The organism is Virgibacillus necropolis (assembly GCF_044793635.1).
In the GTDB taxonomy this organism is placed as follows: domain Bacteria; phylum Bacillota; class Bacilli; order Bacillales; family Amphibacillaceae; genus Virgibacillus_F; species Virgibacillus_F necropolis_A.
Genome location: NZ_CP084992.1, coordinates 3,731,871 through 3,745,602, shown reverse-complemented (window position 1 = coordinate 3,745,602; position 13,732 = coordinate 3,731,871). Strand labels below are relative to the sequence as shown.

Annotated in this window: 14 protein-coding genes; all 14 read right to left on the bottom strand. The window is 35.5% G+C overall.

The genetic code is table 11. The features are described from left to right. Positions 1-11: 11 nt before the first annotated feature. The 14 genes from LG329_RS18540 to galU are packed head-to-tail and all read right to left on the bottom strand — an operon-like array spanning position 12 to position 13,728. The gene (locus LG329_RS18540; protein WP_404452340.1) at positions 12-1,277 is read right to left on the bottom strand and encodes a peptidase; all 1,266 of its coding nucleotides are present in this window, start codon (positions 1,275-1,277) and stop codon (positions 12-14) included. Then, the gene (locus LG329_RS18535) at positions 1,274-2,290 is read right to left on the bottom strand and encodes a polysaccharide pyruvyl transferase family protein (protein WP_404452338.1); all 1,017 of its coding nucleotides are present in this window, start codon (positions 2,288-2,290) and stop codon (positions 1,274-1,276) included. Before LG329_RS18535 ends, LG329_RS18540 begins: the two co-directional genes overlap by 4 nt. Before the next feature lie 42 nt (positions 2,291-2,332). Next, positions 2,333-3,526, bottom strand: coding sequence for a glycosyltransferase (locus LG329_RS18530; RefSeq protein WP_404452337.1), 1,194 nt, complete (start codon positions 3,524-3,526; stop codon positions 2,333-2,335). Beyond that, positions 3,498-4,640, bottom strand: a complete 1,143-nt coding sequence (locus LG329_RS18525) for a glycosyltransferase family 1 protein (RefSeq protein ID WP_404452336.1) — start codon at positions 4,638-4,640, stop codon at positions 3,498-3,500. Before LG329_RS18525 ends, LG329_RS18530 begins: the two co-directional genes overlap by 29 nt. 23 nt (positions 4,641-4,663) lie before the next feature. After that, positions 4,664-5,014 carry a helix-turn-helix domain-containing protein gene (locus LG329_RS18520; RefSeq protein WP_404452335.1) on the bottom strand — a complete coding sequence of 117 codons (351 nt, stop codon included), beginning with the start codon at positions 5,012-5,014 and terminating at the stop codon, positions 4,664-4,666. Between the two features lie 3 nt (positions 5,015-5,017). Beyond that, positions 5,018-6,205 carry a DegT/DnrJ/EryC1/StrS family aminotransferase gene (locus tag LG329_RS18515; protein WP_404452334.1) on the bottom strand — a complete coding sequence of 396 codons (1,188 nt, stop codon included), beginning with the start codon at positions 6,203-6,205 and terminating at the stop codon, positions 5,018-5,020. Positions 6,206-6,230: 25 nt separating this feature from the next. Further along, complete coding sequence (locus tag LG329_RS18510; RefSeq protein WP_404452333.1) at positions 6,231-6,863, bottom strand: acetyltransferase; 633 nt, start codon at positions 6,861-6,863, stop codon at positions 6,231-6,233. A 1-nt stretch (position 6,864) separates the two neighbouring features. Continuing rightward, positions 6,865-7,452, bottom strand: coding sequence for a sugar transferase (locus LG329_RS18505; protein ID WP_404452330.1), 588 nt, complete (start codon positions 7,450-7,452; stop codon positions 6,865-6,867). A 21-nt stretch (positions 7,453-7,473) separates the two neighbouring features. Further along, positions 7,474-8,556 carry a UDP-glucose 4-epimerase GalE gene (gene galE / locus LG329_RS18500; protein WP_404452329.1) on the bottom strand — a complete coding sequence of 361 codons (1,083 nt, stop codon included), beginning with the start codon at positions 8,554-8,556 and terminating at the stop codon, positions 7,474-7,476. Between the two features lie 19 nt (positions 8,557-8,575). Beyond that, the gene (locus LG329_RS18495) at positions 8,576-9,649 is read right to left on the bottom strand and encodes an EpsG family protein (RefSeq protein ID WP_404452328.1); all 1,074 of its coding nucleotides are present in this window, start codon (positions 9,647-9,649) and stop codon (positions 8,576-8,578) included. 51 nt (positions 9,650-9,700) lie between these two features. Then, on the bottom strand, positions 9,701-10,585 hold the full coding sequence (locus LG329_RS18490) for a glycosyltransferase family 2 protein (protein ID WP_404452327.1): 885 nt from the start codon (positions 10,583-10,585) through the stop codon (positions 9,701-9,703). Next, complete coding sequence (locus LG329_RS18485) at positions 10,582-11,700, bottom strand: glycosyltransferase family 1 protein (RefSeq protein ID WP_404452326.1); 1,119 nt, start codon at positions 11,698-11,700, stop codon at positions 10,582-10,584. Before LG329_RS18485 ends, LG329_RS18490 begins: the two co-directional genes overlap by 4 nt. After that, the gene (locus tag LG329_RS18480; RefSeq protein WP_404452325.1) at positions 11,685-12,836 is read right to left on the bottom strand and encodes a glycosyltransferase family 4 protein; all 1,152 of its coding nucleotides are present in this window, start codon (positions 12,834-12,836) and stop codon (positions 11,685-11,687) included. Before LG329_RS18480 ends, LG329_RS18485 begins: the two co-directional genes overlap by 16 nt. Next, entirely contained in the window at positions 12,829-13,728 is a 900-nt protein-coding gene (galU, locus tag LG329_RS18475; RefSeq protein WP_404452324.1) for a UTP--glucose-1-phosphate uridylyltransferase GalU, read from the bottom strand. The genes LG329_RS18480 and galU overlap by 8 nt, the downstream gene beginning before the upstream one ends. Positions 13,729-13,732 lie beyond the last annotated feature (4 nt).

The window sequence follows — 13,732 nt, the reverse complement described above, 5'->3', positions numbered from 1 at the left end:
GCCTTCTACTTTTAATTATTTTGTGTAAGTATTCTGTTTAACCTTGTGCTAATCTTTCTTTTTACAATTGGAAAGAACTTAGTGATTCTATATTTAAGTAATGATTTCCTTCGTTCCACCACAAAATCATAATCTAAAAACCACTCTAATAGATCCTTATAAAGGATGTTGTCTCGATTTTCTATCATTCTTTTTTTGGATAGGTTCCATTGCATGACTCTCGCTGGTGTGAAAAATTTAACGTTTTCTTCTAAAAAATTAACTATATGAAATGAAAGGTCTTGTGGAATGTTAAACCCATAGTTCCGCGGATCTTTACCTTCAGCAACAACACCAATAATTGTTCTAACGCATTTTTCACAGTTACAACAATTTTCCTTATTTAAAAAGCATACCCTCAGATTGGCTTGCTGATTATTATTCGAATAATAATCAACGACAACTTTGACCTTGTCTTGTCTATTGATATCATACCCATCATGAAATACTCTACCAGATGCAAACCTTATCTCATTGTCAATTGTTGGATCAGATGCGCATTTTGCTTTATACCCCTCAAAATATGAACTAGCTATATAAATACATTTTACATTTAGCTTGAAGGCACTTGGGATAGCTGCCGATATAATTGCTAAACCATGGTGCAATCCATGCCACCAAGAATCTCCCATTTTTTTTAGAAAATCACGGTCAATAACTTGTGCATTCAAAAACGTCCCATAGTTCGAAAGAACTAGAATATTTTCCAATCCGTGATCTTTTGCAAAACCGACAACATGTTTTTTATCTTGATTCCATACTTCACTTTTATTAATTTCATTATGGTGCCATCCGTATTCCGTTATTAGTAATGGCTGTTTGTCTTTTATTCTAATATATGTAGCAAGTGCGTCAAGACCTCCACTAAACAATTGTGCTGCTTCATACTGGGGTGTATATGAATTGTTAACAATACTAGATGCAAGTATTTCCCCTTTAAACAAAACATCAGGATACATATTTTGATAAGCTTCCTTTATATTGCTAAGGCAATCATGAAACGATTCATCTAATTCCGCTACGCTAACCAATGAGTCTGTTATCCATGCAAGTGGTGCTACATTAGCAACGAAAGGAATAGTTAAAATACTTATCGGGATTTCAGATACATCATCATTGTATTCAAAAAATAAATGATGACTATGTTTAAAATACTTCTGTATTTTTCCATTAACTCGAAAGAAATAATCTACCCTATTACCTTTTACAATTATTTCATCAAGAATTATACTTTTCATATTACACCCCTAGTTTCAGGTTCCATATCTAATTCTATCTTTTGTTTTGGTATGAACTGGTTTAACCAATTATTTATTATGTTAAAATTCAAATTTACATCCGTTACAATAGTTGAATTAATAATCTCTTCTAAATTATTAAGATCATTTCTATCAATTTGATTTAGGTTATATGTTTCACTCATTCCACGGGCTCTTTCATCAATCCCAATAATAATTGCCCGTTTTTTATGTCTCATTGCATATATCCCCCCATGTAAACGTGTTCCAATGTAATCAACATTCGTATTTAGTACATTTTCAAATGCTTCTACAGTAGGCGGGACAATTTTGATATTCTCGGTATTGTCAAAGGTATTAAAGTAATTTAAATCTTTTTTATCCTGAATCCAAAAATAGATATTCTTATAATTTCTATTCAGTACATTTATCAATAGTTGGTCGCATTGATTATCCTTAGCATGATGAGTAAGTGTAAAGATTACTGAATCTGCCTTTTGTGTTGGGATCTCCTTACAAAATTCTGGAGTGAGTATCCACAATGAAGCACAACCTGTATTCATCGCTTTAAATCCCATATCTTCTAGTAATCTTTTTGTTCTTTCATCTCTAACACTATGAGTAAAATCATGCGACAAAACTTTTTTATATAGCATTTTTGTATAACGGTTTATCTTATTGCCTGCTCCTGCACCAACACCGAATAAAATACTTCCTTTTAATGGACCACAATTAAAGACATTAATATTCCATTGCGGAAAATGAGTTAGCATATCCATTGTTAGTAAATTTGAACCACCTACAAATTTATGTTTTGCCTCACTATAAACCTTAACTCTATTCGATCTTCTCGCTACTTGATACCAATGAAAAGGAGAAACATGAGTTGGTAATGTTAGTAAATAGTCATTTTTAGTAATCTCTGCCAAATGATATCGAACACATTTCATTATTATATCGTCCCCTTTGTTAAGAGAACCCACTGATGTATCTAACAGTAAAACATTATCCATTAAATTAAAACCTCCTGGTATTGTAGTATACAATTAATTTTTCTAGTCATTATTATGTGTATACAGTTTATATAACTTATTTAACTCGTCATCATTGTAATAATTAGATTTACTACAGTTATATTCAAGTACTTTTCTTAATTCATGATCATTTAATAGTCTTTCAATACCATCAGCTATTCCTTCAACCGACATCTCGCATATATAACCATCAACCCCATCTAAAACTTGGCTTTGGGCAGTATGATAGTTCGTAATCACAACAGGTTTTGAAAGAATCTGGGCTTCCCCTACTGTTACAGCCTTTCCTTCATATCTAGATGGCTGCACATAAAGGTCAGCTGCTTTCATAAATGGATATGGATTCGTTTTTTTTCCTAAAAGAATAAATGAATCATCTAAGTTGTTCTCAGCTATTAACTTAATTACCATTTCCTCGTCTCCACCATACCCGACCACATACCAGGCTATATTGTCATAACCTCTATCCTTTAATACTTTTAATGCTCTAACAGCATTATCGATTCCTTTTGCATGCGATAACCTAGCTACCGTTATCACTTTAAACCTAGCCTCTTCAAGCATTGGATTATCCATTTTTTCATTCGATAAGGTAGTCACAATGTCCGGTGAAGTAATATTCTCAATCACTTTTACCTTCATTTCTAACTCTGGATATTTCCTGATGAATGCTTTTCTACAATCCTCAGATACCGCTACAATATAATTAAACTTACTCCACATTTTTAAATCCATTTCACTATTCGTTTCTACAGTTGAAAAATCCGTATGTATCCATGCAATTTTAGTTCTTGCCATTACTTTCTCAGCTACAAAATAATGTGGCCATAAATAACTAATTGCCACATCGTATTGTCTTTCCAACTTTGGTAAAAATGGTAATGCGTATTTCCACATATACTGCATTTGCTTATATCCACTTTCTGGTGATTTATCTGCACTTGCTCTGTATTTCGCCAGCGTTCTTGTCAGCCCTATAACGGGTTTTCCAGACTTTATAATTTGACCGATAGACATTCTAAAAGTTTTATACTTATTGGATTCGTCAAGGAGATTCGGCCCATTCGGGAGTAAATCCATAAAATCTCCAGTATGACTGTATAACATAAGATCTACCTTATAATTGTTATAATCAAAGTTGTTTAGCAAACTGATAAGACTTCTTTCAACTCCCCCAACTTCCATATCAAAGGAAGCGATTATTATATTTTTCATGCGCACCACCATCGCTATAGTTGTAGATATTCATCAAACTTGTAATTCCTCTAGTTAAGGAATATCCATTTTTTTCAAAAGCCTCAATTATTTTATTTGTGTTTGTTTCTTTTTTATTTGCTACTTCTAATATCCTTTGTGCCCAAACATCTGGTCCATCAACTAATGAAAGTTTAGAAACTAAGCCTAATTTTAAGTCCGCCTCTGGCTGAATGGCCTCTGATACTACACACGGCAATCCACTCGCCTGGGCTTCTAATAAAACTAGACCTAATCCTTCATATAAAGATGGGAAAATAAATACATCCATACTGTGCAGCATGGTTGATATGTCATTTCGTATGCCTACAAACCTTATATTCTCTTGTAAACCTTGTTCCTTAGCTTCATTTTCTAACCTTTCCCTTAAGTCCCCATCTCCCACTAATAACAACTTAATAGTAGGTTCTCTTTTGATAACACTTTTCATGATTTTTAACAAAAACGTATGATTTTTTGCTTCTATAAATCTACCAATATGACCAATAACCAAACTATTACCAAGTCCTTCTTCCATCTTGAATTTTGTGATTTCTATTTTTGGCTCTTGTAGGAAGGTTGAATAATCAATTGTATTTGGAAAATAGGAATATTTTAACTTAACTAATCTGTTCTCTCCATATAAATAACCTCCCGCTTTATTACTACAAGCCAGAAGGTCAGTTGAAAATGTGTTAATCATAAGTCGCATTGACTTGATATACATTTTCCTTGAGTAACTATTATTTTTGTCTAATGTAGTATGGGCATGCGCTACTCTTACTTTCACTCCCGCAAATAAAGCAGCTAAATTTGCAATTCCGCAATGAAATAATGTGTGGGAATGAACAACATCGTATGGACCGTATTGCTTTATCACATCATAGATTCCTTTTATTGACCATGTTTTGGATAACTTAATGACCCTTCCACCCAAGCTTTTTATTTCCTGATCATAATGTGCATCTTGGCTGCTATATGAAATAAAATCAAACTGTATTTTCCGGCGATCAATGTTTCGATAGATGTTCATCAGCATCGTTTCTGTTCCAGCTCTATTCATGGCTCCAACAACATGAAGAACCTTTAATGGCATTTTCCTCCCTCCTTGAAATTAGCTTATTTCTTCTTATTTGCGTCCATATTCTCATTCTGCCATTTCACAAATTCAATCACTGTTTTAAATTCCTGAAGTTGTTCTTTCTCCACACCAGAATTCTTTAACTCGTTTACAAAATCAAGCCATTCCATTTCCGGAAATAGCTGGTTAATAGAATGTGGTCCAAGCAGCGTTCGAAGGTCAACACCCAGCACTCCTGCAATTTTCCCGATTATTTGTATGGAAGGATTCTGGTTTAAATTCCGTTCAATATTACTTAAGTAAGACTTAGATACATTTGCTCTTGTGGCGAGTTCTGATAAGGTTAGGCCTTTCTCTTTTCGGATTTTTTGAATATTTTTTCCTATCATTCTCTATACCTCGTGTCTTCCAAAGATTATATAACTTTGTTTTCTAACTCCATTGATTGCGTCGCTAATACAGTTAATTATTCTCTGTTGGTCTTCTTCAGCTAAGTTCGATCCAGATGGAAGACATATTCCTGTTGTAAATAAGTGTTCTGCTACATGTTCGCCTTCCATGTGCGAATAGTAACTAGCCTTTTGAAAAAGTGGTTGCAAATGAAGTGGCTTCCATACTGGACGCGCTTCAATGTTCTCTGCATGAAGGATTTCTAACAATCGTTTCACAGAAATTCCCGCTTCTTTTTCATTAATGGTTAACGTCGTAAGCCATCGATTAGTCTTCGTGTCTGCTAGTTCAGGCATAAAAGTGATTCCAGGTAGATCAGCTAATCTATTATAATAGCGGTCAAATATTTTCCTTCGTGTTTCCACTCGATTATCTAAAACCTTTAGTTGTGCTATTCCAACTCCTGCTAACAGATTACTCATGCGATAGTTAAATCCGATAACACTATGTTGATAGTGTGGTGCAGGATCACGTGCTTGAGTTGCTAAAAACCGGATTCTTTGCATGGCTTCCTTATCATCTGAAATTAACATTCCACCACCAGATGTCGTAATGATTTTATTGCCATTGAAAGAATAAACACCAAATTTACCAAATGTACCGCTTGGCTTTCCTTTATAAGTAGAACCAAGTGATTCTGCAGCATCCTCGATTATAGGTACATCAAAGTAATTACAGATCAGTAGAAGTTCATCCATCTTTGAACTTTGACCATATAAATTGACAACGACGACTGCTTTAGGAAGTTTTCCTTCTAGTGATGCTTGTTGCAAGGCATTTCTTAAAGCTAAAGGTGACATATTCCATGTGTCAGGCTCTGAGTCAATAAATACTGGATCTGCTCCTTGATACAAAATCGGATTAGCGCTTGCTACAAAAGTAAGAGTGGAACAAAACACTGTATCTCCTTTCTTCACTTTTAATAAAGATAGAGCCAAATGGATAGCTGCGGTTCCAGAACTTACGGCAACAGCTTCCTTGACTCCTACTCGATTTGCTATTTCATTTTCAAATGCATCTACATTTGGTCCAAGTGGCGCAATCCAGTTCGTATTGAATGCTTCTTTTACATAATGAAGCTCTTTTCCACTCATATGTGGTGGAGAAAGATATATTCTAGGTTTCGTCATTTATAACCACCAACTTTTCAATATTTTACTTAATCAGTATCCTTTCAATAATTCTTGTTGGACATCCTACAGCCTTGCTGTAAGATGGTATATGCTCAATGACTGTTGAACCAGCTCCAATTACTGACCAACTGCCAAGATGTTTTCCTGGGATAATCGTTGCCGATGCACCAACATGTACGCCTTCACCAGTAGTAACATTTCCTGTTAATGTGGTATTTGGAGATACATGCGTATAATTACCAACTCTATTATCGTGTTCTACGATTGCTCCGGTGTTGATGATACAATGCATGCCAATTTCAGCCTTTGCATTAATAACAGCATTAGGCATAACAACTGTTCCACACCCTATTTTGGCTGTGGCACTTACTACCGCAGTCGGATGAATGATAGATAAAAAGTTTTCGGGCAACAAATTTAAGCTTTCAACAATCTTTTTTCTTATTTTATTTCCTCCAATTGCAACCACTACTTTGGTATCTTTTCGAAGTAATTTCGCCAGGAAAGAAATCGGGGCATGAATAATTCCTTTTTGCTGAAATCCTTGCTCATACTTATCATCCAAAATTGCAGCAACTTCATTTCCTGAAGTAGAGAAGATCATTTCCTGGATAACCCTGCTATGTCCGCCATCTCCTAAAATAATGATCCGCATATTAAAGCACTTCTTTCGTGCCACTAAACTTTTTCATTGTTACTGAATCTTGGTGACTGATTCCTTCTCTTTTTAAGACTTTAATGATAGTTAACATCAGAATTTTACAATCGAGTATATGACTTTGATTTTTCACATACCAGGTATCCAATTTAAACTTTTCTTCCCACTCAATAGCATTTCGGCCATTTATCTGTGCCCACCCTGTAATACCGGGCTTTACCGTATGGCGTGACCTTTGATCTTTCGTATAAAGTGATAAATACTCCATTAACAATGGTCTGGGCCCTACCAAACTCATTTCACCCTTTACAACATTGATGAGTTGTGGAAGTTCATCCAAGCTATATTTTCTTAGAAACCTTCCGAGGTTTGTTAACCTCAATTGGTCTGATCCGTCACCTTGTGAGTTAAGCATTGTGCGAAACTTGTATAGATGAAAAGGCTTTCCATGTAATCCGGGCCTTTGCTGTTTAAACAATATGGGAGCGCCAATATTAACTCTAATCATTATCGCAACAACAACCATAATTGGTAAAAAAACGGTTAACAAGGTCAGTGAAATGACTAAATCTAATACCCGTTTCAATATTTTAAGCCCCTCCCCTGCTTATTCAGGCATTAAAAAACCCGCTGCATGATTCTGCACCGGTGAATGACTTCCTATTATTGTTTTTAATACTTTCTCATATCCATCTGGATTGTTACGTTGCCATCGCCAGGTATCTGCACACATAACATTAATTCCTCTTGTTGCTTGCCAATTTAGTTTCTCCTTTGCCTTAGAAGGATTTGCAAAGCACGTGGCTGCATCACCCGGTCGCCGTTTTGAAAGGCGAATTGGGATACTTTTTCCAGAAGCATTTTCAAATGCTCCAACCATCTCTAACACACTATATCCCTTACCTGTTCCCAGATTATAAGCATCCACACCACAAGTTGATTGCACATTTTCTAAAGCTTTCAGATGACCTATTGCCAAGTCCACTACATGGATATAATCTCTTACTCCTGTTCCATCTTTTGTTGGATAATCATTTCCAAAAACAGTTAGTTTCTGTAACTTTCCAACGGCTACTTGTGATATATATGGCATAAGATTGTTAGGAATACCGTTTGGATCCTCACCAATCCTACCGCTTTCATGTGCACCTATTGGATTAAAATACCTTAAAATAGCAATGCTCCATGTCGGATCAGAATGATGTAAATCTTGTAAAATCTCTTCAATCATTTGTTTTGTTCTACCATATGGGTTTACTGCTCCTAGCTGTGTATTTTCAACAATCGGAACTTGATCCGTAGAACCGTAAACGGTTGCCGATGAGCTAAATACAAGATTTTTAACCTTGTATTTTTTCATCAAATCACAAAGAACAACTGTACCTGTAATGTTATTCTGATAGTACTTAAGTGGAAACGTTACAGACTCTCCAACTGCTTTAAATCCTGCGAAGTGAATAACCGAATCAATTTTATGGTTAGAAAACACCTCTTCTAATTCATCCTTGTTCAGTACGTCAACCGGATAGATTTTAAAACTTTTGCCCGTGATTTCAGATACTCGTTTTAATGCTTCCGGTTTACTATTTGAAAAGTTGTCAACCACTATAATTTCATAACCCTCGTTCAGAAGCTCTACACAAGTGTGACTTCCAATATATCCAGCTCCTCCAGTAACGAGAATGGCCATTTATTATATCCCCCTTTATCTAAAAGAATAAGTACTCACTCCTGTATGAAATATTTAAATTAATAACATTCTCATAAAAGAAATAAGCAAGGTAACAAACTAATATTCCATAATAAATAAGTTTCTCATCTTTATCTCTGAATAACTTAACGATCCATGAAATCAGTATTAATTGATATAATCCAAAATAAATGGAAAAACGAGCAAAAATCCAATTTTGTGTTGATATCATCATAAATACAAATCCAAGTAAGGCCATATTTACAATGTAGTCACTATCGGGAAATATCCTTCTCAAATTCTCTCTTCCTAAATAAGCAATCATGAGAGGAACTAAGTCTACAGCCACCCGTAAGCTATTTGCCCCACCTTCAGCAAAATTTTTATAATGTCCATACTGCGTATCTTCAATAGCAGTGAATAGTAGTGCGGAAAATTTATCGAACCCTATAACAAAAAAAACCGCAAGAATTAATAACGCCACAGTTGGTTTTGACCATGCCTTGAATCTGACCAGAAAATATATCGGCAATAATATAAGTGCACTTAGATGAAACAAAGATGCGAAAAGGATGACAAGAAAATATTTTATCCAGTTGCCCTCTATTAAAAATTTGGTCGCTGCAAATACAATTGCTGCCGCAAGAACCTGCCTGATTCCGTTCATTGACACCAAAAATAAGCCACCTGTTATATACACATACAAACTGAGTTCAATCATTCTGGAATACTTGTATAAAACGATGATAATAATTACATTTGTAATTAATGCTGTTGCAAAAATTAAAATTTGTGGATCTTCAGAGATATAATTTTTCAAGAACATTTGCAGGAAACCAAATCCAATATCCTTTTGCGATAGAATGTATTCCCAAGTGAAATCATTTAATTCGTAAGCATACTTATAAAAATAAGTATCTCCAATATTTGACCGAAGACCTGATACAGCAACGAGAGATGCTAACGCACCAACTATTAATACTTTATTTGGTTTTATCCAGTTAGATCCTGTTGCATATGCAGGGACTGAGTAGTACCTTGCAAAAAAGGAGAAGATTAACACTAATGAAAGATTAAACCAAAGAATAGTCATAGGATATTTCCTTTCAAAACAAAAACAAGGGTTGCCAAAATGGGTTAAATTTTAGGCAATCCTTGTTTTTGTTTTAACATAAATAAATAATGCTGCACCTAATGGGACAGCCAAAATGGTAAATATTTTACTTGGTGTTTCTTTTAAAAACGACCAATTTTTACTTAAAAAACTACTAGAGACATAATGTATTGCTTGCCTATATTTAAAAGAACTACTCACGAATGGTAATTTCATAAGTTCTTTACGATAAAAAGCAAAACCCTTAGGATTTTTTCGATACTGGTTTAACATGTTGTTTGTGGATCCGTCTGGTAGATATTCAACACAGCATAATACCTCATTCATAAGTAACATTTCATAATCCCTGTCGAGCATGTAATACTTGTAAGCCAATCCTACATACTTTTCATTCTTAAAAACTGGATAAGGGTATTTCTTGCTTAAATCTGTACGATAAACCAACTTCTTATCCCCAGTTACACCGTGCTTGTTATATAGATCAAACAGTGTAGAACTTTTCAGGTGTTCCGGTAATTTCGTTCCAATTAACTTGTTATCAACAAACGCATCAAGACCAATAATACCACTCACATCATTACTTCCATATTGGCTCCAAAATGTTAGGATTTTCTCCACAGCGTTATCTGTCATAAAATCATCAGAATCAATACATATATTAAGTTCTGTTTCAATAAGCTCATAAGCCGTATTGTGTGCACCATGCATGCCCTGATTAATTTGCCAATGATAATTTATTTCAACGATCCCTTCATTTATCCATCCCCTAACAATCTCTTCCGTATTATCAGTAGATCCATCATCAATAATCAACCAGGTAAAATCTTTACATGTTTGCCGTTTAAGACTTTCATAGCATTTATGAAGACAATAGGCACGATTAAAGGTAGGCGTAAATATCGTTAGTTTATTCATATAACTTCTCGCCCTAATGCTAAATAAGATGTTTCCGTTAACACAGCTGTTTTTCTAATATCATACCCATTCTGTGATAAAGCGTTCTTGGATATTGTTCTAGATTTATTATCTTGCGCTAGATTACTAATAGTAGTTAGCCAGCTAGTTTGATCGTTTATTGAAAGATAGTGAACTAATCCAACTTTCATGTCGACTTCCTTTGTTATCGTATTGGAAATGACACATGGTAACCCGGCTCCTTGAGCTTCTATCAAAGTTACGGGCAATCCTTCATGTAAGGATGGAAAAACAAATATGTCAAATGCCTGCAGCAATAGATTTATATCTTCCCTAACTCCAACGAGCTTCACTTTATCAGCAATGTTTAACCTCTCCGCTTTTTCAATAATCTTAGCTTTTAATGGACCATCACCGGCTAGTATTAGTACAGCGTTTGGAACTTCATTACTGATGCTAGCAAATATATCTAATAAAAACAGGTGATTCTTTTGGTGTGAGAACCTCCCAACATGCCCGAGAACTAACGCTTCATTTTCTATCTTTAACTCACTTCTAATATGCTCACGTGCTAGGTGCGTATACTGAAATTTATCCGGTTCAATTCCGTTTTTGAGAATCAAAGTGTTTGTTATCCCGTCTCCATATAACCATTTTGCGGCAGCATGTGAACAGGCATATCGATGAGTCGCATTTGGCTTAATGGATCTTCCTGCGTTCCATTTATATAGTTTTGACACAAATCCACCTTCACTTTTCGTATTATGACTATGGGCAATTCGTATCGGCACATTCGCTTTCCTTGCCGACCTGAGGACGAGTCCGCTCATTTTATCCATGTGTGCATGAATAATTTTATATTCCGAATTTGTTTTAAAGAATTTGTTTAGTTCCTGAATATAACCTTTGTGACCTATTTCGGTGATATATGGAATTCGATGAACTTTCCCACCCATTGCAATTATTTCTGAATCGAATATCCCTTCTTTACAAGTCAAAAAGTCAAATTGAACCTTTGAGCGATCGATATTTCGATACAGGTTCATAATAAGTGTTTCCGCACCACCTCGGTTCATATTGACTACTACGTGTAATACCCTTAATGGACTGCCCATTCCGGAATCTCACTTCCTTCCATATAAGATGTATAAATTCGACTTTTTTCAGCGAGAACTTTTGGAATGCTATACGTTGATAAAATCGCCTGCCGCCCGTTATTCCCCAACTTTTCTCTCACTTCATTAGCATTAGCAAGTGCTATTATTTTTTCAGAAAAATTAACGACATCATTTTCAGCCAATAGCCACCCGGTCTTGTTATCTTGAACAAGTTCTCTATGCCCTCGATTATCGACTGCCACTACCGGTAATCCGCACGCCATAGCTTCCATAATATTTACTGGTAATCCTTCACGGAAACTCGATGCAACGGCAATGTCACACATTGGAGCAATATCTTGAATATTCTTACGAAACCCCAGGAAATCCACCATGTGACTGACCCCAAGTGTTTTTGCTTGCTCTCGACAACTTTCAAGTAATGCACCTTCTCCGGCAAACAAAAGCTTTGCATTTGAAACATCATCCTTTATTAAAGCTAAGGAACGTAGTAGAAATTGTTGATTTTTATTTTTATTAAACTCTGCTGCATAAAACAATAAAAAGTCATCGGCTTTATAGCCAAATGACTTTTTTAATTCTGCTTTCCCATTTTCTGTTTTTGGCTTAAAAAGATTTGTGTTAACGCCAACCCCATGGACGTGTTCAACATGTTTTACTTGTAATTGGGTGGTGGCTAATTGATAATCTTCTTGATTAATGGTTATCAGGCAGTCGGTTAAACGTGACATCCATTTTTCAATAGGATAATACAGGAGCCAGTTAAATAGTGGTGCTCCTTTGCAAAAATGGAATCCATGAGCAGTATAAATGACCCGCGTACCCTGTTTTCTGACCTTTCGTGCAGCAAGGCGGGCTACTATTCCCCCTATTGGAGTGTGACAATGAATAATCGTATAATTATTTTGTTCAATGATTTCCTTAAGTTCCTTATAGGCCTGGATATTTGATCGACTATAGGGTGATCGTTGAAATGGAATATTGTATTTTCTATCTGTGTATTGCAGGTCTATGTCTCCAAATGCGGCAACATGAACATCCCAGCCTTGTTCCTTAAACCATTTCATATATGGCAAATGAAATGCTTTAAAATGATAGTCGACCGTAGCACAAAACAGAATTTTGTTAGCCATGTATTTCACCTGTTTGCTTCGTTAACTCCCGCTCAACTACTGATGAAAGATAATCTAATAATTCCTTTTTCAAATTATCTCGTTGTAAAGCAAATTCAATCGTAGTTTGGATAAATCCCATTTTATCCCCAACATCAAACCTATGTCCTTCAAAATCATAACCATAAACTGCTTCACGTTTATTTAGTTCAGCAATCGCATCTGTAAGTTGGATTTCACCACCAGTACCGGGCTTTTGGTCTTGTAAAATATCAAAAATTTTCGGTGTTAAAATATAACGCCCCAAGATTGCCAGATTAGATGGGGCAACTTCCTGATTTGGTTTCTCTACAAGATTATTAACCTGGTATAATCGGTTACTAATCATGCTCCCATCGACAATTCCGTACCTTGATACTTCTGTTTCTTTCACTGGTTGTATTCCCAATATAGAGGCATGATTTCGATCATATTGATCAATCATTTGCCTCAGGCATGGAGTTTCTGCCTCTACAACGTCATCGCCTAATAGAACCGCAAATGGCTCCTCTCCAATAAATTTACGTGCACACCAAATCGCATGCCCTAACCCTTTTGGTTCCTTTTGACGGATATAGTGAATATCCACTAGTTTAGAAGACTTCTGGACTTCACTTAATAGGTCAAATTTTCCTTTTTCAAACAAATTTTGTTCTAATTCAAATGAGTGATCAAAGTGATCTTCTATGGCTCTTTTTCCTTTACCTGTTACGATAATAATATCTTCAATACCAGATTCAATTGCCTCTTCGATTATGTATTGGATTGTTGGTTTATCAACAATCGGCAGCATTTCTTTTGGCATTGCCTTCGTTGCCGGAAGAAATCTGGTTCCTAACCCAGCAGCTGGGATAATCGCTTTTTTCACTTTCATTTTT